Raw genomic sequence first — 20,420 nt, 5'->3', positions numbered from 1 at the left:
GGGTTCCACCCATGAACACCGGCCGGTGTTCACTCTTGCGGCCATGGACTCAGCGCGCACACCCACCGCGTCCCGTACGCCGCTCAGAGCACTGGCCACCGAGGCCGTCCACGCCGGCCGCGACGATCTCGCCCGGCAGGGACTGCACGCCCCGCCCATCGACCTGTCGACGACCTACCCGTCCTACGACAGCCGCGACGAGGCGAACCGCATCGACGCCTTCGCCACCACCGGCGCCGAACCGGACGGACCGCCCGTCTACGGCCGGCTCGGCAACCCGACCGTCGCCCGCTTCGAGACCGCGCTGGCCCGCCTGGAGGGCACCGAGTCCGCGGTCGCCTTCGCCAGCGGCATGGCCGCGCTCACCGCGGTCCTTCTCGTACGGGCCTCCCTGGGCCTGCGCCACGTCGTCGCCGTACGCCCGCTGTACGGGTGCAGCGACCACCTGCTCACCGCCGGGCTCCTCGGCACGGAGGTCACCTGGACCGATCCGGCGGGAGTGGCCGACGCGCTGCGCCCGGACACCGGCCTGGTCCTGGTGGAGTCCCCGGCCAACCCCACCCTGGCCGAGATCGACCTGCGGGCCCTGGCCCACTCCTGCGGCTCCGTGCCCCTCCTCGCCGACAACACCTTCGCCACACCCGTGCTCCAGCGCCCCGCGGAACACGGCGCCCGGCTGATCCTGCACAGCGCCACCAAGTACCTCGGCGGCCACGGAGACGTGATGGCGGGCGTGGTGGCCTGCGACGAGGAGTTCGCGGGCCGGCTCCGGCAGATCCGGTTCGCCACGGGAGCGGTCCTGCACCCGCTGGCCGGCTACCTCCTGCTGCGAGGCCTCGCCACCCTCCCCGTCCGGGTGCGGGCGGCCGCCGCGAGCGCCGCCGAACTCGCCCGGCGCCTCACGGCGGACCCCCGCGTCACCCGGGTCCACTACCCGCGCATCGGCGGCGCCATGATCGCTTTCGAGGTCGCCGGCGACCCCCACGAAGTGATCGCGGGAGTCCGCCTGATCACCCCGGCGGTGAGTCTCGGCAGCGTGGACACCCTCATCCAGCACCCGGCCTCCATCAGCCACCGCATCGTGGACGCGGACGACCGCCGAGGCGCAGGGGTGAGCGACCGGCTGCTCCGGCTGTCGGTGGGGCTGGAGGACGTGGACGACCTGTGGACGGATCTGACCACGGCACTGGACGGCGTCCTCTAGGGGCGCGGGCTGCTGTTGACATGCGGCTCCACGGCGGCGAGCCGCGCGGTGATCACCAAGGTGCCCTCCTCGATCTGGTAGTCGAGGGGCAGCTCGAGACCTCGCATCGCCGCCACCATGCCCGTGTTGGACGACTGCGTCACCGCGTACACGCTCTCGCACCCGGCCTCGGCCGCCATGGCGACCAGCCGCTCCAACAGCTCGGCGCCGACACCCCGCCGCTGCCACGCGTCCTCGACGAGCAGCGCGACCTCCGTCTCGTCCCCGTCCCACAGCAGGTGCCCGAGCCCCACGATCCGCCCCGACGCGGTCTGTACGGCGAGGGTGCGGCCGTAGCGCGGACTGAGCAGGTGGTTGAGATACCGGTCGGCGTCACCGACGGGCCCGTGGTACCGCATGCTCAACGTCCGCGCGGAGCACCGCTCGTGCATCTCCCGCGCGGCCTCGAGATCACTTGTGTCGGCCCGGCGCACGGTGATGTCGTGGCCCTCGGGCAGCGTCAGCACGTCCTGGCTGTGCGGGATCCGCGGCCCGAGCCGGGCGTCCAGCTCGACCAGGGCGCGGGCCCGGGCGAACTCGGTCGGCGTGAACGGCAGATACGGCCGCTCCACGGTGATCACTCCGCCTTCCGGCGCCCGCAGCCGCATCACCGTGTCCTCGAGGACTCCCTCCACGGGCACGCCCTCCGGTCCGCGTCCGCCTCCCACCGGTGCGGCGGGCAGCGACCGGATGGTGCAGCGGCCCAGCAACTGCCGCAGGGCCAGCGGGAGCTCCGCCGCGTCCAGCGCGGTGCGGGTGGCCAGGCCGAGCACCCGGGTCGGGGCGTCCACCAGGTCATGGGTGTCGGCCCGCTCGATCCAGGTGTCGCCACCACCGGCCCGGGCGACGGCCCGGGTGATCTCGGACCCCTCCAGCGAGCCGGGAGCCCGCAGCAGGAACTCGTCGACCGTGCCCTCGGCCAGCGGATGGGTCTGGAGGCTGAGGATGTCCACCCGGTGTCCGGCCAGGGCCGTGCACAGGGCGGCCAGGGAACCCGGTTCGTCCTTCACCGTCGTCCGCATCCGCCACAGCGTGGTCTCCGTGGCCACGGTGTCCGTGCCCGGCGCCGGCTGCTCGGAGGGCCCGGCCAGGTCCCCCTCGGGCAGTGGCCGGGCGCCGGTATCGCTCGTCGGGGGCGCGTGGCCGTGGCGGCGTGACCACCACAAGTGGAACCCCGCCGTGGCGACCAGGGCGACCGCCGAGATCACCAGCAGCGCCGTACCGTCCGGGCCGTGCCCGATCAGGTTCGCCACGGTGTCCGCCACCGCGACGGCCGTGAACAGGGCCGCGAGTTCGATCACGTCGCGCCGCCAGTGGTGGACGGGGCGACCGTGTTTCGCACGGGTCACATCAGACATGTCTCGAGTCATGCAGCCACTGTGGAGGAACGGTGTTGCGTGATCACGAACGCATTGTGACTGATCGGTAAAGTGTGATTCCGCACTTTCGTCCCCTTTTCAACGGTTCGGTACCGGAGTCCTGACGGACTCCGGTACCCCGAACTACGTCATGCAGCCGCCTCCCTGTTCAGGGCGTCGCGCAGCCGTCGGGCCTCGGCCACCAGCCGGGACGCTCCCCGCCGGTCCGACACCCCGGCCAGATGCGGGAGTTCACCGCGGGCCCCCGACCGCTCGACACACTCCGCGGCCACGCCCAGCAGCTCGCCGAGGCCACGGGCGGCCGCCGTGGATCCGGTGGCCGGTGTGCCGCCGGTCGTGAGATCGGCCAGCAGGTCGGGCAGAGCGTGCCGGAGCACCCGCCAGACCGTGGCTTCGGCCCCCGTCGCCGCCGCCGTCCGGGCGGACTCGGCGAGCCGCGTCGGCTTCACAGCCCCGCGCCGCACCAGTTGCCCGAGGTCGGCGCCCAGCCGGTCCGCGTCCAGCTGTCCCCGTGAAGCCAGCACCAACAGAGCGTCCACCGCCGCGAGCCGGTCCTCCGGATGCCGGGCGCCGAGCCCGTACGCGAGGCAGAGGTGTACGGCCTCGCCCGCCTCTCCGCCCGACTCGGCGAGCGGGGGGAGTATCGCGGCGACACCCCTCTCGTCGTCCACGGCGACGCTGGAGAGGTCGCGGAGCAGCCGCGCCGCCACCAGCTCGCGGCGCTCGGGCAGCAGGGCCAGCCAGTGCCGGCGCAGGTTGATGTCCCAGTGCCGGTAGCACCAGCCGTCCCGTGGGGCGTCCAGACGGCGGCCCAGATGCCGGAACTCCCGCGGGAAGTCCGCCTGGAGCTCCTCGACTTCACCGCACTCGAGCAGGATGCGGATGTCCGAGGTCTGCTGCCGGTCCGTGAGCAGGGGCGGACCCTCGGAGGTGAGCCACTGCGCCAGCCGGGTGCCTTCCGCCGTACCGAGTCCCCTCGCCCGCCCGGCGGCGGCACCGGCGGCCGACCGGTCCTCGCGCCCCACCCGGAGCAACGCCAGCGCGAAGTCGCACTCGCCGGGGCGTGCGCCCAGACGCCGGTAGGTGTCGAGTCGGTTCACCAGCTCGTCCGGGTCCAGCAGGCCGGTGCTCCAGGTGGGTGTGGAGAGCAGGAAGGGCAGGGGGTCGGTGCGCAGGCGGAAGGAGATCTCCCAGAAGCGGGCGTCGAAGGCGGCCTCGAGCGGGCCGTGCGGGCAGCCGGTGCTCACCGTCGAACGCTGCAGGGAGGCTTGGAGCGTGGCCGTGAGCACCTTCCCCCGGACCGTCGCCAGCAGAAGGGCGAGAGCGTCGGACGGACTGACCAGTGTCTGGTGTCCGCTGAAGCGGGTCTCGGCGCGCGACGGGCCGCCGGGCTCCCCCTCGCCGTCCCACCAGTGACGTCGGGCCACCGGGTTCAGGGCCTCCACCAGGGCCTCCCGGTTGCCGTGTGCCTGTCGGACGAGTCCGTCCAGCGCGCGTTCGAAGGCGGCCACGTCGCCGTCCGACGCCAGCACCGCGCCGATCTCCTCGGCGAGCTCGGTGACCGACTCGGGCGCGTGGGGGAGGCGGGTCGGTTCCGGGGCGGGCGGAAGCATCTCCTCGTAGGCGAGCGGCTCCGGAGCAGGTGCCGCCGTGCCGAACGTCTCAGCCGCGCGGGAACGCAGCGCGGGGATCAACTGCGTTGCCACCAGCGCCAGTTCTTCCCGCGCCTGCGTGGCGGTGACCTTCCCGGCATGGCGCTCCACGAGTTTGAGCGCCCGCTCCTGCACCTCCGCGTCCGGATGCCCGAAGGCCTGCGCGGCGGCGGGCAACAGCACGTCGGCGGCTGCCGGATCGCGCGCCAGCACCTTGCCGAGGAGCACCAGCTGGGCCCGGACGAGCTTCTTCTCCGTGCGGAACAGCACGGCCTCGGACATCTGAGCCAGTTGCCGGGGGAGCAGCTCGCCGTCCAGGGCCAGGGCGGACAGCACGGACTGGGCGTACGCGGCGACCACCGAGAGCGCGTCCGAGGACAAGGCCAGCCAGTCGGCCGTGCGCTCCCGCTCCTCGGCACGGGTGAGGGAGAGGGTCTTCAGCAGCCGCAGGCACACCCTCAGGCCATTGGTCTGCCCGCCGCGCAGCAGCCGGGCCAGACAGACGTCGATCAGGGTCTTGCGCTCCAGAACGCCTTCGTCGGCGAGCTGGGACAGGGCGCCCGGCCAGCTGTTGGGCCCCTCCGTGCCGAGCCACCACAGAGAGCCGCCGACCTCACCCGTCTCGAACAACGCGGGGACGAGCGCACGGAGATGGGGTTCCGCACGCAGGCGCTCGACGAGGGTGTCCGCCTCCTTCCAGGTGCTGCCCATGTGCCACACCCAGCCCTGGACGTACGTCTCCGTGGTCGGCACCGGGCAGTCCGCGAGGCGGACCAGGCCGGCCATCAGCTCATAGGACGCGTTCGTACTGCTCGGGCGCTGGGCGAGGCGGTGGACGACGTCCGCCAGCCATTCGGGGTCACGGTCGCGCAGCAGGTGGAGCAGCAGCCCCGGTGACGCCTGCGACCAGCGCATGTCGGTGGCCGCGAGCCAACTCGCCACGGCCGCGGCGCCGGTCTGGCAGGCCGCGCCCGCGGCGTGCAGGGCCGGGTGGGCGCGGGTGGCCTGGGAACTCCACCGGTCGGCCCGGAGCTCTTTGCGGAGCGCCTTCAACTCCGGGAACACCGCCCGCCGTTCGGCATCCGTCATCCCGTCGAGCAGACCCACCACCTCGGCGGTCCGCCCCGCCCGCACCGCGTCCAGCAACGCACTCACCGCACACCCCCGTCGACCCCTGCGATCTTCTGCTCCACCGGGCCCCGCGCCACCGCGGCAGCCTCCACCGACCCACCCCGCCGAGCCATCCGGACGGCCAGCGCGTGCTTGCACGGGCCCCGGTCGCCCCGGTACTTCGCCCACCACAGGCAGCTGCAACTGAGCGCGCCCGCCTTCTCCCGCACCCGGTGCACATGGCCGTCCTCCGCCGTCACCGTGGCCACGGAGCCGTCGAGAGTCACCGCGCCCGCGGCGAGCAGGGCCCGGGCCGAGCGCAACCGCGGATTGTGGCGCTCGACGCGCCCGGCGTCGTACGGCAGCTCCCGGTGGAAGTAGGCCGCCTCCGCGGTGTCGTACCCGACGCGTCCCGACGTGCCCAGGTGCACCAGCGCGGCCCGGACGCGCTCGGCGGTGAGCCCGGCGGCCGCGGCGAGGTCGGTGATGTCGATGCGGGGCTCCCAGGCCAGGAGCACCGAGACCAACTCGGCGTCCCCGGCGGCCTCCTCGGTGGCGAGCGCGTCGAGGACACCGCCCTCGCCGGAGAAACCGCGTGAGGCGTCGGGCGACAGGGTGAGCGTCAGCCGCATGCCCGGCAGGACGATCTCCCAGGCGCTCGCCGCCGGCGCCCCCGTGGCCGACGCGACCGCGGGGCCGTACACCCGGAGGGAGGTCGCGTGCCGCAGCACCCGCTGGAGCGCGACCAGCCGCTCCGGGCCGGGCAGGCACACCGCGCCGGGCACCGCCCTGGTCGTGGGCACGAGGCCGCGGCCGGCGGGCACCACCCACCGCGGGCCGCCCACCGCACCCCGCGCCCCACCGCGCGGCAGCGCGCGCAGGAACCGGACCGCCTCCGCCGCGGACAGCTCGGCGCGCAGGTCGAAGCCGGCCGCGATCACCTGGGCCTCCGCGAAGCCGCGCAGCCAGCGGTCCGGGAGCGGCACCTTCTTCTCCACGACCGGGCCGTCCAGCGTGGTCACCGCCAGCTCCTCGGGACCGACCCGCAGATGGAGGGGGTCGTCGGCGCCGATCCTGGACAGCGCCTCACGCAAGGGGTTGTTGACGTCGACGTTGGTCGTGCCGTGCCCCACCTCGCCGCCGTCCAGGCCCGGTGTCAGCACGTCCAGGCGGGCGTAGACCCCGCCGCAGCCGGAGAAGGACTCGAAGCGCAGCCGGTCGCCGTTGCCCGTCACCACCGGGTCCAGGGCGGAGGGGAGCTGCCGCTGGTGGTACCGGGCCGCCGCCACGTCCGCGACCGCGAGCAGCGCCGCCGAGGCCACCTGGGGGGAGGTCAGGAAGCCCGCGAAGAAGCGCGGATGGTCCACGGTGCCGACGGGCGTCGCGCCCCGGGAGGTCTCCAGTCCCAGGCGCTGTCCGCCCGCCGCGGACTCCAGCACGGAGGGTCGGCGGTAGGCCACGGCCTGCAAAGATCGCGTCATGGAAAAACCGTAGAGGCGACCACTGACAATCGGCTCTGACCTGCGAAGACGCCGTCCTCGACGGGGAGTTCGCAGGCCGCGCACCGGGGGATGACGCCGATGCGCGACCCGCCGTCGAGGGTACGGGAGTTACTGGCCCACCCGGCCCGGCTGGAGGACCTGGGTGAACAGCACGGTGCCGTCCGCCTCGCGCAGGCGTACCGTCAGCTCGCCGCTGTGGCCGTCGATGTCGACCTCGCCGAAGAACTGGTAGCCGCCCGCGGGGGAGACGTTCGAGGCGGTCGGCGCCTTCACGAACACCCGCTCCGGTCCGAAGGTGTTGTCGAGTGCGCTCGCCGGGAAGGCGCCCGCGTTCAGCGGCCCCGAGACGAACTCCCAGAACGGCTCGAAGTCGGTGAACGCGGCTCGCGAGGGCTGGTAGTGCTGCGCCGAGGTGTGGTGGACGTCGGCGGTCAGCCACACCGTGCCGGTGATCCGGCGGTGCTTGATGTACCGCAGCAGCTCGGCGATCTGGAGCTCACGCCCGAGCGGCGCCCCCGGGTCGCCCTGGGCCACCGCCTCGATGTTCGGCTTGCCCTCCGTGGCGTCGGGCACGACCAGGCCGAGCGGCATGTCGGAGGCGATCACCTTCCACACCGCCCGCGAGCACGCCAGCTCGCGCTTGAGCCACTCCAGCTGTTCCCGGCCGAGGATGCCCTGCGGGTCCACCGTCTGGTCGTCGGGCGAGTTGGCGTTGCGGTACGTCCGCATGTCCAGCACGAACACGTCGAGCAGCGGGCCCTGGTGCAGCACCCGGTGGACCCGGCCGTCCCGCGCGCCCGGGCGGAGCGTGGAGAGGGGGAAGTACTCGCTGAACGCGCGCCGGGCCCGGCCCGCCAGCACGTCGACACGCTTCTCGGTGTAGCGCGTGTCGGAGTCGATGATCGTCTGGCCCGGGTACCAGTTGTTGCGGACCTCGTGGTCGTCCCACTGGATGATGGACGGGACCTGCGCGTTGAACGCCCTGAGGTTGTGGTCGAGCAGGTTGTAGCGGAAGTTGCCGCGGAACTCGGCCAGCGTCTCGGCGACCTTGGACTTCTCCTCGGTGGTGATGTTCCGCCAGGTGCCGCCGTCGGGCAGGGCGGCGGTCGCCGCGATCGGACCGTCGGCGTAGATGTTGTCGCCGCTGCACAGGAAGAAGTCGGGGTCGAGCCCCGCCATCGCCCGGTAGATCGTGTAGCCGCCGAAGTCGGGGTTGATGCCCCAGCCCTGGCCCGCGAGGTCGCCGGACCACAGGAACCGCATGCCGTCCCTCCGTTTGCCGGACACCGTGCGGAACGTGCCCGCGACCGGCTCTCCGGTGCGGCGCGGGTCGTCCGGGTCGGCCAGCAGCACCCGGTAGTGGATCTGCTCGCCCGACGGCAGCCCGCGCAGCCGGGTCGTACCGGTGAAGTCGGTGTCCGGGCCGAGCAGCGGGCCGTGCCACCGGCGCGGGTTGCGGAACGACTCGGTCGCCGACGTCTCCACGATCATCCGGGCCGGGCGGTCGGAACGCACCCAGACCAGACCGGAGTCGGAGGTCACGTCTCCCGTCTGGACGCCCCAGCCCGCCCCTGGGCGCCCGGAGAGGGCGAAGGCCGGCGCGGCTCCGGCCGCCGCGGGCAGGGTGAGGGCCGCCGACGCGGCGAGGGAGCCGCGCAGAACGCTGCGGCGTCCGGGGAGCGGACGGTGTGACATGGAGGCGCCTCCAGGGACGGGATCCGGACAGTGTGCGCAGCCACAACTACTGGGGCGCCGCAGCGCGTACGGAAACCGGAAGTGAACAACCGACCGCGGGAACAAGGGAACCCGTGTGCGAAAAGCACGGTCGCTCACGGCCGGGCCCGCGTCGGATGTCCAGAGGTACCGAGCTCTGCTGCCGCAGCTGCTTCAGAGGTACGGCGTGGTCGATCGCCGCCCGGTCCCGCCCGTCGGACGCACGTCCTCCCGGAGAGCGCTCAGCGGCTGCCGTCCAGGATGACGCGGGCCACCAGGGCCGGGTCGTCGTTCATCGGGCAGTGGCCGCACCCGGGCAGCCGTACGAGACGGGCCTTGGGGATGATCCGCTTGGCCCGCACACCCTGGCGGCGCACGAGCAGCATGTCCCTGGTGCCCCAGGCCACGGTCACCGGCAGTCCGGGGACGTCCTCGGTGAACTGGACGGCGGTACCGGCCCGCAGCGTCTCGTCGAAGCCGGTGGCCAGCGCGAGGGCCAGCGTCTCGGCCACCACGGCCTCGGGAGCGCGCAGGCCGGGACGGGCGTAGATCGTGCTGGTCAGCATCGTGCGGCCGGCCGCGGTGCGCGACAGCCGCTCGACCAGCGGCAGGGGCAGCCGCCGGGCGATGTGCCGCATCGCGAGCAGTACGCCGAACGCGTACCGCCGTTCGGCCTGCGACCAGAACCCCGCGGGGGACAGGGCGGTGACGGACCGTACGAGCTTCTCGCGGCCCAGCTCCAGGGCCAGCAGACCGCCCAGGGAGTTGCCCGCCACATGCGGACGGTCCAGTTCCAGTGCCTCGCAGAACGCCCCGAACACCTTCGTCGTCGTGGCCAGGTCGTACGCGAGTCCCTCCGGCAGTCCGGGCGAGGCGCCGAAGCCGGGCAGGTCCACGGAGATCACGTCGCGCTCCGTCGCGAGGATGTCCACCACCGGGTCCCAGGCCTGCCGGTGGTGACCTATGCCGTGCAGCAGGAGCAGCGGCTCCCCGCGGCCCACGCGCGCGTAGGAGACGGTCACGGGCTGCGGCCCCCCGGGTGAGGGGACTTTGAAGGAGACGGTGGTGGACATGAAGGCTCCTTGACGGCGACTCACGGGCTGGGCGGGAACGCACGGCGGTCAGGCCGTAGACAGCTTGTCAGCAATTGCTACTCGCGGGTAGACCCTGCCGGTGCCGCTTCGATATCGCCTGGACACCGACCTGCGGGTGGGTTGGGATGAACCCGTGGCCACTGACACCGGAACCGATGTCTTCGAAGAACACCGTCCCGTCCTCCTGGGCGTCGCCTACCGCATGCTCGGACGCGTCAGCGACGCCGAGGACGTGGTGCAGGAAGCCTGGCTGCGCTGGTCGGCGGCGGACCGCAGCGAGGTGCGCGAACCGCGCGCCTACCTGGTCCGCGTCACCACGCGCCTGGCGATCGACCGGCTGCGGCAGGTCAAGGCGCGCGGGGAGACCTACGTCGGCCCGTGGCTGCCCGAGCCCTATGTCACCGATTTCGGGGACACCGTGCCCGACACCGCCGAGCAGGCCGTCCTCGCGGACTCGGTCTCCCTCGCCGTCCTGGTCGTGATGGAGTCGCTGTCACCGCTGGAGCGGGCGGTCTTCGTCCTCCGGGAGGCCTTCGGCTACCCCTACGCCGAGATCGCCGCCATGCTCGACCGCGGCGAGCCCGCCGTACGCCAGCTCGCCGGGCGGGCCCGCAAGCACGTCGACGAGCGACGGCCGCGCTACGAGGTCGACCCGGTCAAGCGCCGGGACCTGACGGAGCGTTTCCTCGTCGCCGCGGGCGGCGGCGACCTGGAGGCACTGATGTCACTGCTGGCGCCGGACGTACGGCTCGTCGGGGACAGCGGCGGCAAGACCAAGGCGCCGCTGCGGGTGCTGGAGTCCGCCGACCACGTGGGCCGCTTCATCGTCGGCGTCGCCGAGAAGGGCGTCCAGGACCTCACCTGGCGCTTCCTGGAGCTCAACGGCGGACCGGCCGCGATCGCCCTGTCCGGCGGCAAGCCCGACTCGGTGTTCCAGCTCGAGATCGTCGACGGTCGTATCCAGTCCGTCTACATCATCCGCAACCCCGACAAGCTGCACTCCCTGATGGACATCTGACGGTCCGTGCACGACGAGGCCCCCGTTCATGACGGGGGCTTTGCCGTGCCGTCACGGACACGCTTCCGCGCGAACGGCGCGTGAACGTTCACGGCACCGTGCACGGGAGTTGGTCCGAGGATCGAGGATTGGTCTTGACCAAGGGTGGGGGCCGCCCTATGGTCGCAGAGAAGTGCAACAACCTTTAATAAACAAGGGCGCTAAAACGCCGCCGGACCACGGCGATTGCGGAGGCAAGGGTGGGGACCACGCAGCTCGAATCGGTGCCGGAACCGAAGTACTGGCACCTCAAGACCGTGCTCAGTGAGGCACTGGACTCCGAATTCTCCGTGGGCGAGATCCTGCCCAACGAGCGCGATCTCGCCGCCCGCTTCGGCGTCGCCCGCGCCACGCTCCGGCAGGCCCTGGAGCAACTGGAGCTGGAGGGCAGGCTGCAGCGCCGCCGCGGTGTCGGGACGACCGTGGCGCCGCCGCGCGTGGGCGTGGCCGTCGGCACCGAGCAGCAGGCGTGGCCCGGGGCCGCCGGTGACGACTGGCAGACCGTCGACTGCGCCGAGGCGGTGCCGCCCGCCGCCGTGGCCGACGCCCTGGAGACCGTCCGCGAGCAGCCGGTGCACATCGTGCGCCGCTCCCGGGTGACCCACGGCCAGCCAGTCGCCGCCGAACTGCTCTACATCCCCGAGGCCTCCGTGCCGGAACTCTCCGCCATAGACGCGCCGTCGGGCGCCGCACGCGCGCGTGCCGTGCTGCGCGAACTCCAGCGGCTGGAGCTGGACAGCCGGGAGAACGCGGTCGAGCTCGGCTCGGCCCGTGCGGACGACGCCAAGGAACTGGACCGCCTGCCCGGCGCCCCGGTGCTCGTCGTCACCACCCGCTACCTGGCCGGGGGCCGCACCGCCGCCGTCTCGGTGGCCACCTACCGCGCCGACACCTGCCGGCTGACCTTCGGCGACTCCGGAGCGGTGGAGATCCACGAGGGGCCGGAGCGACAGGCCTCCTGAGCCGTACGGCGGTGCCCCGGACCCTCGTCCGGGGCACCGCCGCATGACGTCCGGGCGCGCTCAGCGCCGCGCGGTCACCGTGCCCTCCACCGCGAACAGCTGCTCCTCCACATGGTCGAGGGCGAGCCGCAGCGCGCCGGTGGCCACGGCGGCCTCCCCGAGGAGCGACAGCGTCACCTTCGGCGGGCGCAGGCAGTAGCGGGCCAACTCGCGCCGCAGCGGCTCCAGTACGCCGTCCAGACCGGCGGCCCAGCCGCCGACCACGACGAGTTCCGGGTCGACGGCCAGGACGAGTGCGGCCACGTCGTGGACGAGCCGCTGGATGAAGCGGTCCACGGCCGCCCGGGCCCGCTGGTCACCCTCACGGGCCTGTGCGAAGACTTCCGCGACCGCCTGTTCGTCGAGCGGGTGCAGGGGTTCGTCCGTGGTCGACAGCAGGGTCTCAGGGGTGACCTCGCGGCCCAGCAGGTGCAGCGCGCCGATCTCGCCGGCCGCCCCGCCGTACCCCCGGTGCAGCCGACCGCCGATCAGCGAGCCCGCGCCCGGGCTCAGCCCGGCCAGCACGAACACCACGTCGTCGGACTCGGTGGCGGCGCCCTTCCAGTGCTCGGCGACGGTGGCCGCGTTGGCGTCGTTCTCGACGAGCACCGGGCACTTGAAGGAGCGGCTGAGCCGTTCCCCGAGGCGCAGGCCCGTCCACTCCGGCAGCGCGGCGCACAGCCGTATCGTGCCGTCCGCCTCCACGATGCCCGGCGAGGCGACCCCCACGGCCCACAGCGAGTCGCGCGCGACCCCGGCCCTGCGCAGCAGTTCGGCGACCGCGGTGCGCAGCCGCTCCAGGCGTTCGTCGGCGGACGCCGTCTCGTCGACGTCCTTGGCCACCGCTCCGAGCACCCGGCCGTCGAGGTCGGACAGGAGCGCGGCCACCCGGTGCGGCCCGATGTCGAGGCCCAGCAGATGGCCCGCCTCGGCCCGGAACCGGAACCGCCGCGCGGGCCGCCCCTGGCGCCGGGCGACGCTCTCGTCCGCCGCCTTCTCGACCACCAGGCCGCCCTCGATGAGCCCCTCGACGACCCCCTCGACCGTCGGCCGGGACAGGCCCGTCACCCGGGTGATCTCGGTCAGCGTCGCGCAGTCCGTGGCACGCAGCGCGTGCAGCACCACCGCGGAATTGATCCTCCGCAGCAGCGAGGGATCCCCGCCGGTCAGCCGCCCCAACGTCCGTCCTCCCAGCTCGTGCGCGTGTTGGGGCGGATCGTACAGGCCGCTCGGCCGGGTTGCGCCGGGCGCTCGGCCGTTTTTCGTCCGGGGCGACGTCCTGACCGCTCGCGCGGCGCTGCGCGGCCCCTGAGGTCATGCCCCTCTCGACCTGTGTTCAGCCCGGTGCCACGAACCCCGATTCGTACGCCGCGATCACGGCCTGTGTGCGATCGCGCGCCCCCAGCTTCGCCAGCACCCCGCTCACGTGCGACTTCACGGTCTCCGTGCCGACGATCATCCGCTCGGCGATCTCCGCGTTGGACAGCCCGCGCGCCATCAGCCGCAGCACCTCCGCCTCCCGGTCGGTCAACCGGGCCCGTTCCATCGCCGCGCGGGCCGCCCGGTTGCCGCCGTCGTCCCCGTACCGGGCGGCGAGCTGCCGTACGGACGCCGGGAACAGCAGCGACTCGCCCTCGGCCACCAGCCGCACCGCGTGCACGATCTCGGCGGGCCGGGCCCGCTTCAGCAGGAACCCGTCGGCGCCGGCCCGCAGCGCCTCGTACACGTACTCGTCGTTCTCGAACGTCGTCACCACCAGGATCTTCGGCGGCTCCTCGACGGTCCGCAGCACCGCGCGCGTGGCCTCGATCCCGTCCAGCAGCGGCATCCGTACGTCCATGGCGACCACGTCGGGCCGCAGCTGCCGTACGAGAGGGATCACCGCCGCCCCGTCGGCCGCCTCACCGACCACCTCGATGTCGGGCTGCGCCTCCAGCACGGCCCGCAGACCGGCGCGTACGAGGGGTTCGTCGTCGACGAGGAGAACGGTGACCGGCATCCGGTCAGCCTAGATCAGCGCAGCGGCAGCTCGACATGCACCTGCCAGTCGCCCTGGTCGGGGCCGGTGTGCGCGCGGCCGCCGAGCAGGGCCGCGCGCTCACGTATGCCCCGCAGGCCGCTGCCCCGGCCGGGGCCGGGCACGTCGGCCGTCAGGGGATTGCGGACCTCGAGGGCGAGTGTCTCGTGCGTGACCTCGACCCGGACCCGGACCGGGACGGCACCCGCGTGCCGCAGCACATTGGTGAGCGACTCCTGGAGGATGCGGTAGCCCTCGCGCGAGACCGGGCCCGGCACGGTGTCCAGCGGCCCGGTGACCTCGGCGTCCACCTTCGCGCCGGACGCGCGGGCCGACTCCAGCAGCCGGTCGGACTCCGTCAGCGTCGGACGGCCGCTCACCGGCCGCCCGGACTCGCGCAGGACGCCCAGCACCCGCTCCAGGTCCTCCAGCGCGGCCCGGCCCGTCTCCTCGATGGCGCTCAGGGCGCGCTCCGTGAAGGCGGGGTCGTCCGCCGCGCGGGCCGCTCCCGCCTGGACCACGGCGACGGTCAGGGCGTGGCCTATCGAATCGTGCAGCTCGCGCGCGATGCGGGTGCGCTCCAGGAGCTGCTCGGTGCGTTCCTCCAGGGCGGCGAGGCGGTCGGCGGGGGAGGGGCCCAGCAGCCGCAGCGCGAGCGCGGTGACGAGACGGCCCGCGCCGAGGACGGTCGCCGCCAGCGCGGCCAGGGAGAGCGGCGCGAGCAGGACGTGCCACCACTGGTGGCCGTCGAGCACGACGAGCACGCCTTCGTCCACGTCCCGGCCGAACGCCGACGCCACCAGGTCCACCGTGCTGGTCAGCAGCTGGACGGAGAGGAACGCCGTCGCGTAGCCGAGCAGCAGCCGCGTCTCCAGCCACACCACGAGCCGGCCCCGGTCGCCCCAGGAAGCGGACGGGGCGACGACGATGGCGAGGCTCTCACTGTCGTGCCGATGCCCCGTCAGCAGGAGCCTGGCCTGCAACCCCTCCACGGTGCGCATCGCGGGCACCAGCCCGACGGGCGCGAGCGTCGCGGCCGCCACCAGCCAGGTCCACCACGCCTCCTCGACGAACATCCACATGGCCGGCCACACGGTGGCGATGAACAGATGCAGCCACCGTGTGTACGTCACCGCCCGACCGAACGGGCGCAGCAAGCGGACCATTCGGCCATCGTGCCAGCCGCCACTGACAGCAGCCCTCCCCCGCACGGGGGAGACGATCTCCACGCGCGGGGGAGGCCCCCGCCCTGCCGCACCGGCCAGGCTGCTGCCATGACCAGCATCGAAGTCCAGTCCCTCACCAAGGAGTTCGGCAGCCGACGCGCCGTGGACGACCTCACCTTCCGGGTCCTCCCGGGCCGGGTCACCGGCTTCCTCGGTCCCAACGGTGCCGGGAAGTCCACCACCATGCGGCTCGTCCTCGGCCTCGACCGGCCCACCTCCGGCACGGCGACGATCGGTGGCCGCCCGTACACGGCCCTTGCCGAACCCCTGCGCCACGTGGGCGCGCTGCTCGACGCCCAGGCCGCGCACGGCTCCCGCACCGGCCGCGACCACCTGCGCACGCTGGCGACGAGCAACCGCATCCCCGGCCACCGGGTCGACGAGGTGCTGGAGGCGACGGGACTGGCGTCGGCCGCCCGACGCCGGGTGCGGACGTACTCCCTGGGCATGAGGCAACGGCTCGGCATCGCCGCCGCGCTGCTCGGCGACCCTCCGGTGGTCATGCTCGACGAGCCCTCGAACGGACTCGACCCCGAAGGCATCATCTGGATCCGCGAGTTGCTGCGCCGGCTGGCCGGCGAGGGACGCACGGTCCTGGTCTCCAGCCACCTCATGAACGAGACCGCGTCCTTCGCCGACCACCTCGTCGTCCTCGGCCGGGGCCGCCTCCTCGCCGACACCCCGATGCGGAGCTTCATCCACGCGCGTGTGCAGCCGAGCGTGCGGATCCGCACGACCGACCCCACCGCGCTCACGGAGGCCCTGGCCCGGCACGGCCATGACGCCGTCCAGCACGAGGACGGGCACTGGAGCGTGCAGCACGCACGCGTGGAGGAGATCGGCGCCATCGTCTCCGCGGCGCGCGTACCGATCCTCGAACTGGCCCCGCAGGAAGGCACCTTGGAGGACGCCTACCTTGATCTCACGGCCACCGAGACAGAGTTCACCGCACAGCCGCAGGAGGCCTGACATGCCGTCCCCGTCCACTTCCTTCGCGCCCGTCCTCCACTCCGAGTGGCTGAAGATCCGTACCCTCCGCTCGCTCCTCGGCGCGCTGCTCGCCCTGTTCGCCGCGACCACCGCGTTCTCCGCGATCGCCGGGGTCTCCGAGACCTCCGACCCCGAGTTCGACCCGCTGTTCATGGCGCTGTCCGGGGTCGCGCCGGGCCAGATCGCCGCCATCTCCTTCGGCGCCATGGCGGTGTCCTCGGAGTTCCACGGGGGTGGGCTCCGGCTGACACTGGCCGCGGTGCCGCGGCGCGGGCGCTGGTTCGCGGCGAAGCTGGTGGCGATCGCCGTGCCGACCCTGGTCGTCGGACTGGTCACCGCGTTCGCCGCGCTCCTCGTGGCCCGGGCCGGACTCGGCGACGCGGCGAGCGGTCTCTCCCCGGGCGAGCAGGTACGCGGTGTGGTCGGCTGTGCCCTCTACCTCACGCTGATGGCGCTGTTCGCGGCGGGGATCACGGCCCTGTTGCGCAGTGGTGCGGGCGCGCTCTCCCTCATCATCCCGTTCATCCTCGTCGTGTCGTTCGTGATCGGGGACGCGGCGGGGACCGCAGTGGACTTCCTGCCCGACCGGGCGGGCCAGAGCGTGCTGTACGAGAGCCCCGACGGCACCCTCGGGCCGTGGACCGGACTCGGGGTGACCGCCCTGTGGACGGCGGCGGCCGTCGCCGCGGGGGCCTGGAGCATACGCCGCAGGGACGCCTGACCCCACGAGTCCCCTGACGCCCCGCCAATTGTCAGTGGCGAGCGCTTTACTGGATCACATGGACAGTGCGAAGTACCGCGCCGCGATCGACTCGCTGTGCGTCCGCGATCTGACCGCGGCGGACGGCGAGTCGGGCGCCTACCGGTCGGGACCCGGTTACCGCGTCGAGTCGTTAGAGGTGAGCCATGGTCTGCGGGACGGCGACGCGGCGCCGCGCATGGCGGCCGTGGGGGACTTCTACGCCCTCAAGAGCCGTATAGCCCAGGAGTTGGACGACCGCTGGGGCCGACAGCACGAGCCCTGGGGGATGTGCACGCTGACGGCGCGTCTCGAACGCGGCGAGGAGATACCCGAGCCGTGGCGCCTGACGAGCATCCTGACGGACGATCTGAGCCTGTGGCAGCCTCCCGGGTCGGACCGCTGGATAGCCCTCGGAGTGGCCTACCGGGACGCGTCCGACGAGATCCACGTGCTCGCGGTGGCCTCCGACATCGACCCGGTCTGACCGGCTAGGCGTCCTCCGCCGCCACCCGCAGCCGGGCGAACTCCTCCGCCATCGTCGCCGCCGTCCAGTGCGCGTTGAGGCCGCTCGGATTCGGCAGCACCCACACGCGCGTGTCCCCGATGGTCCGCTCCTGCGGCCCCACCTGTGCCTTGCGGTCGTCGAAGGCCGCGCGATACGCCGTCACCCCCACCACGGCCAGCCAACGCGGCTTGAGCCGGGCCACCTTCGCCGCCAGCAGACGCCCGCCCTCGCGGTACTCCTCCGCGCTCAGCTCGTCGGCCCGCGCGGACGCCCTGGCCACCACATTGGTGATCCCGAGCCCGTACGACAGCAACTCCCCCTGCTCCGACGGCTTCAGGAGCCGCGGCGTGAACCCGGACAGATGCAGCACCGGCCAGAACCGGTTTCCGGGACGGGCGAAGTGATGGCCCGTGGCCGCCGTCATCAGCCCGGGGTTGATGCCGCAGAACAGCACGCGGAGACCGTCCGCGACCACGTCCGGCACGAGCCGGTCGCGGGCGGCCTCCAACTCCTCGGGGGTGAAGCGCGTCATGACGAGGAGCGTGTCAGAGGATCGCCCCCGGCGTGTACCCCGCGGCCGCCGGGTGCTGCTTGACGATCTCCTCGATCCGGCCGACCACGACGGCGACCTGGTCGGCCGCGGCACCCGTGAAGGACAGCTTGTCGGCCATCAGCTCGTCGAGCTGGGCGCGGTCGAGCGGGATGCGCTCGTCGGCGGCCAGCTTGTCGAGGAGTTCGTTGCGCTCGGCACCCTGCTCGCGCATCGCGAGCGCGGAGGCGACCGCGTTCTCCTTGATCGCCTCGTGCGCGACCTCACGGCCGACGCCCGCGCGCACCGCGCCCATCAGCACCTTGGTGGTGGCGAGGAACGGCAGGTAGCGGTCCAGCTCGCGGGCCACGACGGCCGGGAAGGCGCCGAACTCGTCGAGCACGGTGAGGAAGGTCTCCAGGAGGCCGTCCAGCGCGAAGAACGCGTCCGGCAGCGCGACCCGGCGCACCACCGAGCACGACACGTCGCCCTCGTTCCACTGGTCGCCCGCCAGCTCGCCCGTCATCGACGCGTAGCCGCGCAGGATGACCATGAGGCCGTTCACGCGCTCGCAGGACCGCGTGTTCATCTTGTGCGGCATCGCCGAGGAGCCGACCTGACCGGGCTTGAAGCCCTCGGTGACCAGCTCGTGCCCGGCCATCAGCCGGATCGTCTTGGCGAGCGAGGAGGGGGCCGCGGCCAGCTGCACCAGCGCGGTGACGACCTCGTAGTCCAGCGAGCGCGGGTAGACCTGGCCGACCGAGGTGAACGCCCGCGAGAAGCCCAGGTGGCCCGCGATCCGGTCCTCCAGCTCGGCCAGCTTCGACGCGTCCCCACCCAGCAGGTCCAGCATGTCCTGCGCGGTGCCGACCGGGCCCTTGATGCCGCGCAGCGGGTAACGGGCGAGGAGTTCCTCGACCCGGCCGTACGCCACGAGCAGCTCGTCGGCCGCCGTCGCGAAGCGCTTGCCGAGGGTGGTGGCCTGGGCGGCGACGTTGTGCGAGCGGCCGGCCATGACCAGCTCGCCGTACTCGCCCGCCAGCTTGCCGAGGCGGGCCAGGACGGCCACGCTGCGGTCGCGGATCAGCTCCAGGGAGAGCCGGATCTGGAGCTGCTCGACGTTCTCCGTGAGGTCACGGGAGGTCATGCCCTTGTGGACCTGCTCGTGCCCGGCGAGGTCGTTGAACTCCTCGATCCGCGCCTTCACGTCGTGCCGCGTGACCTTCTCACGCTCGGCGATCGACGCCAGGTCGACGGTGTCGAGGACCCGCTCGTAGTCCGCGAGCGCCTGCTCCGGCACCTCGATCCCGAGGTCCTTCTGGGCCCGCAGCACGGCGAGCCAGAGCTGACGCTCCAGCCTCACCTTCTGCTCGGGCGACCAGAGCGTGGCGAGCTCGGCGGAGGCGTAGCGGCCGGCGAGAACGTTCGGGATGCGGGGCTTGGCGGGAGTCACGTGTGCAGATTCTACTGGCGATTCGTGCAGGCCAGCGCCGGGGCCCCGTTCGTCGGAAGCTACGAGAGCCGGTCCGCGAGCTCCGCCAGGACATCGGCGTGGCACGGCTCGGGCGCGCACCAGCAGGCCAGCGCCCTGCCGCGCAGCCCGGGCAGCAGAGCGAGCAGATCCGGCCGCTCCAGCAGATACGCCCGGTACTTCGCCATCACCTCGGCCCGCGTGCCGTCCCGACGGCGCGTGGCGGTGTCGTAGGCGAAGGGGTTGTGGAGCGGGTGTCTCGGCAGGTCCCAGCCGCCCATCGTCCAGCGGCGGCCGACGTAGACGAGGTCGGCGGGCGCGTGTTCCAGCCGGGGGCCGTACTCGTGCAGCCGGCCCCGGACGTTGACCACGCGCGTGTGCACGGGGTCCTACCGCTCGTAGGGCAGCAGGTCGGGACGCTTCGGCGGCAGGCCGTCGCCCGAGGAGCGGCCCGTCAGGCGCCGGCCGATCCAGGGCAGGAGGTGCTGCCGGGTGAAGCGGACGTCCGCGATCCGGCGGGCCAGCCACTTCGGCGGCACCGTGGCCGGCAGCGGGGTACGCCACTCCGTGTCCTCGGGGTCGTAGCCGAGGGTCTGCCACACGGCCTCCGCGACCCGGACGTGGCCCTCGGCCGTCAGGTGCAGCCGGTCCACGTCCCACATCCGGGGGTCGGAGAGCGACGCCGCGCCGTACAGGTCGACGACCACGGCCCCGTGCCGGGACGCCAGCTCGTCGACGACCTCGAACAGCTCCTCCATGCGCGGCCGGAAACGCTCCAGGACCGGGCCCTGGCGGCCGGGGCTGCGCATCAGGACGAGCTGCTTGCAGGACGGCGCGAGCCGCTCCACGGCTTCCGTCAGCAGATCGCGCACCCGGACCATGTCGCACTTGGGCCGCAGGGTGTCGTTGAGCCCGCCCACCAGCGTGATCACGTCCGCCTGCATCGCCGCGGCCACGTCGACCTGCTCCTCGACGATCTGCTGGATCAGCTTGCCGCGCACCGCGAGGTTGGCGTAGCGGAAGCCGGGCGTCACGGCCGCCATCCGGCCGGCGAGGAGGTCGGCCCAGCCCCGGTAGGAGCCGTCCGGGAGCAGGTCCGACATGCCCTCGGTGAAGGAGTCGCCGACCGCGACCAGGCTGGAGTAAGTGGGATTCGTCTGCATGGCGGAAGAAATGGTATCCGGTGCAC

At 73.0% G+C, this 20,420-nt stretch carries 18 protein-coding genes; 6 read left to right on the top strand and 12 right to left on the bottom strand.

Features of this window, described 5'->3' with window-relative positions:
• The first annotated feature begins 43 nt into the window (after positions 1–43).
• A complete protein-coding gene (locus tag AC2XR2_RS06535; RefSeq protein ID WP_391193972.1) occupies positions 44–1,204 on the top strand; it encodes a trans-sulfuration enzyme family protein in 1,161 nt (386 codons plus the stop codon).
• On the opposite strand, the gene AC2XR2_RS06530 is transcribed toward AC2XR2_RS06535, so the two are convergent.
• The 5 genes from AC2XR2_RS06530 to AC2XR2_RS06510 all read right to left on the bottom strand — a co-directional run bounded on the left by AC2XR2_RS06530 (position 1,201) and on the right by AC2XR2_RS06510 (position 9,672).
• Positions 1,201–2,601, bottom strand: coding sequence for a GNAT family N-acetyltransferase (locus AC2XR2_RS06530; protein ID WP_491514554.1), 1,401 nt, complete (start codon positions 2,599–2,601; stop codon positions 1,201–1,203). The two genes, AC2XR2_RS06535 and AC2XR2_RS06530, sit on opposite strands and share 4 nt — an antisense overlap.
• A gap of 149 nt (positions 2,602–2,750) precedes the next feature.
• A complete protein-coding gene (locus AC2XR2_RS06525; protein ID WP_491514553.1) occupies positions 2,751–5,429 on the bottom strand; it encodes a DUF7824 domain-containing protein in 2,679 nt (892 codons plus the stop codon).
• Positions 5,426–6,865 carry an SWIM zinc finger family protein gene (locus AC2XR2_RS06520; RefSeq protein ID WP_491514552.1) on the bottom strand — a complete coding sequence of 480 codons (1,440 nt, stop codon included), beginning with the start codon at positions 6,863–6,865 and terminating at the stop codon, positions 5,426–5,428. The genes AC2XR2_RS06525 and AC2XR2_RS06520 overlap by 4 nt, the downstream gene beginning before the upstream one ends.
• A 129-nt stretch (positions 6,866–6,994) precedes the next feature.
• The gene (locus AC2XR2_RS06515) at positions 6,995–8,581 is read right to left on the bottom strand and encodes an alkaline phosphatase D family protein (RefSeq protein WP_491514551.1); all 1,587 of its coding nucleotides are present in this window, start codon (positions 8,579–8,581) and stop codon (positions 6,995–6,997) included.
• Positions 8,582–8,841: 260 nt separating this feature from the next.
• Entirely contained in the window at positions 8,842–9,672 is an 831-nt protein-coding gene (locus AC2XR2_RS06510; RefSeq protein WP_330268354.1) for an alpha/beta fold hydrolase, read from the bottom strand.
• Positions 9,673–9,826: 154 nt separating this feature from the next.
• Here AC2XR2_RS06510 and AC2XR2_RS06505 point away from each other — a divergent pair, with 154 nt between their 5' ends.
• Together AC2XR2_RS06505 and AC2XR2_RS06500 are read left to right on the top strand one after the other, a co-directional pair.
• A complete protein-coding gene (locus AC2XR2_RS06505) occupies positions 9,827–10,711 on the top strand; it encodes an RNA polymerase sigma-70 factor (protein ID WP_381300726.1) in 885 nt (294 codons plus the stop codon).
• A 239-nt stretch (positions 10,712–10,950) separates the two neighbouring features.
• On the top strand, positions 10,951–11,712 hold the full coding sequence (locus AC2XR2_RS06500; RefSeq protein ID WP_381300725.1) for a GntR family transcriptional regulator: 762 nt from the start codon (positions 10,951–10,953) through the stop codon (positions 11,710–11,712).
• 60 nt (positions 11,713–11,772) lie between these two features.
• On the opposite strand, the gene AC2XR2_RS06495 is transcribed toward AC2XR2_RS06500, so the two are convergent.
• From AC2XR2_RS06495 to AC2XR2_RS06485, 3 genes are all read right to left on the bottom strand, one after another.
• The gene (locus AC2XR2_RS06495; RefSeq protein WP_330268357.1) at positions 11,773–12,930 is read right to left on the bottom strand and encodes an ROK family transcriptional regulator; all 1,158 of its coding nucleotides are present in this window, start codon (positions 12,928–12,930) and stop codon (positions 11,773–11,775) included.
• A 157-nt stretch (positions 12,931–13,087) separates the two neighbouring features.
• Entirely contained in the window at positions 13,088–13,750 is a 663-nt protein-coding gene (locus AC2XR2_RS06490; protein ID WP_381307093.1) for a response regulator transcription factor, read from the bottom strand.
• A 14-nt stretch (positions 13,751–13,764) separates the two neighbouring features.
• Positions 13,765–14,934, bottom strand: coding sequence for a sensor histidine kinase (locus AC2XR2_RS06485; RefSeq protein WP_491514550.1), 1,170 nt, complete (start codon positions 14,932–14,934; stop codon positions 13,765–13,767).
• A 108-nt stretch (positions 14,935–15,042) separates the two neighbouring features.
• Between AC2XR2_RS06485 and AC2XR2_RS06480 the strand changes: the two genes are divergently transcribed.
• The 3 genes from AC2XR2_RS06480 to AC2XR2_RS06470 are packed head-to-tail and all read left to right on the top strand — an operon-like array spanning position 15,043 to position 17,210.
• Positions 15,043–15,963: an ABC transporter ATP-binding protein gene (locus AC2XR2_RS06480; RefSeq protein WP_491514549.1), complete on the top strand. Its 921-nt coding sequence runs from the start codon at positions 15,043–15,045 to the stop codon at positions 15,961–15,963.
• Position 15,964: 1 nt separating this feature from the next.
• A complete protein-coding gene (locus AC2XR2_RS06475) occupies positions 15,965–16,705 on the top strand; it encodes an ABC transporter permease (RefSeq protein WP_491514548.1) in 741 nt (246 codons plus the stop codon).
• A gap of 58 nt (positions 16,706–16,763) precedes the next feature.
• The gene (locus AC2XR2_RS06470) at positions 16,764–17,210 is read left to right on the top strand and encodes a hypothetical protein (RefSeq protein WP_381307102.1); all 447 of its coding nucleotides are present in this window, start codon (positions 16,764–16,766) and stop codon (positions 17,208–17,210) included.
• A 4-nt stretch (positions 17,211–17,214) separates the two neighbouring features.
• On the opposite strand, the gene mug is transcribed toward AC2XR2_RS06470, so the two are convergent.
• From mug to AC2XR2_RS06450, 4 genes are read right to left on the bottom strand one after another with little or no spacing between them, the layout of a single operon-like run.
• A complete protein-coding gene (mug, locus tag AC2XR2_RS06465) occupies positions 17,215–17,763 on the bottom strand; it encodes a G/U mismatch-specific DNA glycosylase (RefSeq protein WP_449348595.1) in 549 nt (182 codons plus the stop codon).
• A gap of 13 nt (positions 17,764–17,776) precedes the next feature.
• Positions 17,777–19,213: an adenylosuccinate lyase gene (gene purB / locus AC2XR2_RS06460; RefSeq protein ID WP_491514547.1), complete on the bottom strand. Its 1,437-nt coding sequence runs from the start codon at positions 19,211–19,213 to the stop codon at positions 17,777–17,779.
• 59 nt (positions 19,214–19,272) lie between these two features.
• Positions 19,273–19,614, bottom strand: coding sequence for a DUF4326 domain-containing protein (locus AC2XR2_RS06455; RefSeq protein ID WP_449348596.1), 342 nt, complete (start codon positions 19,612–19,614; stop codon positions 19,273–19,275).
• A 6-nt stretch (positions 19,615–19,620) separates the two neighbouring features.
• Complete coding sequence (locus AC2XR2_RS06450) at positions 19,621–20,394, bottom strand: SGNH/GDSL hydrolase family protein (protein WP_381307111.1); 774 nt, start codon at positions 20,392–20,394, stop codon at positions 19,621–19,623.
• Positions 20,395–20,420: the final 26 nt, after the last annotated feature.

It is taken from the genome of Streptomyces sp. LS-MS-L19 (genome assembly GCF_058382285.1).
The sequence above is the reverse complement of the archived record's forward strand: the minus strand, read 5'-3'. Positions and strand labels throughout refer to the sequence as shown.

Coding starts and splice junctions, on each gene's coding strand:
- AC2XR2_RS06485 (WP_491514550.1), bottom strand. CDS start 14,934: ATGGTCCGCTTGCTGCGCCCGTTCGGTCGGGCGGTGACGTACACACGG.
- AC2XR2_RS06515 (WP_491514551.1), bottom strand. CDS start 8,581: ATGTCACACCGTCCGCTCCCCGGACGCCGCAGCGTTCTGCGCGGCTCC.
- AC2XR2_RS06450 (WP_381307111.1), bottom strand. CDS start 20,394: ATGCAGACGAATCCCACTTACTCCAGCCTGGTCGCGGTCGGCGACTCC.
- AC2XR2_RS06535 (WP_391193972.1), top strand. CDS start 44: ATGGACTCAGCGCGCACACCCACCGCGTCCCGTACGCCGCTCAGAGCA.
- AC2XR2_RS06530 (WP_491514554.1), bottom strand. CDS start 2,601: ATGTCTGATGTGACCCGTGCGAAACACGGTCGCCCCGTCCACCACTGG.
- AC2XR2_RS06510 (WP_330268354.1), bottom strand. CDS start 9,672: ATGTCCACCACCGTCTCCTTCAAAGTCCCCTCACCCGGGGGGCCGCAG.
- AC2XR2_RS06520 (WP_491514552.1), bottom strand. CDS start 6,865: ATGACGCGATCTTTGCAGGCCGTGGCCTACCGCCGACCCTCCGTGCTG.
- mug (WP_449348595.1), bottom strand. CDS start 17,763: ATGACGCGCTTCACCCCCGAGGAGTTGGAGGCCGCCCGCGACCGGCTC.
- AC2XR2_RS06470 (WP_381307102.1), top strand. CDS start 16,764: ATGGACAGTGCGAAGTACCGCGCCGCGATCGACTCGCTGTGCGTCCGC.
- AC2XR2_RS06475 (WP_491514548.1), top strand. CDS start 15,965: ATGCCGTCCCCGTCCACTTCCTTCGCGCCCGTCCTCCACTCCGAGTGG.
- AC2XR2_RS06480 (WP_491514549.1), top strand. CDS start 15,043: ATGACCAGCATCGAAGTCCAGTCCCTCACCAAGGAGTTCGGCAGCCGA.
- AC2XR2_RS06490 (WP_381307093.1), bottom strand. CDS start 13,750: ATGCCGGTCACCGTTCTCCTCGTCGACGACGAACCCCTCGTACGCGCC.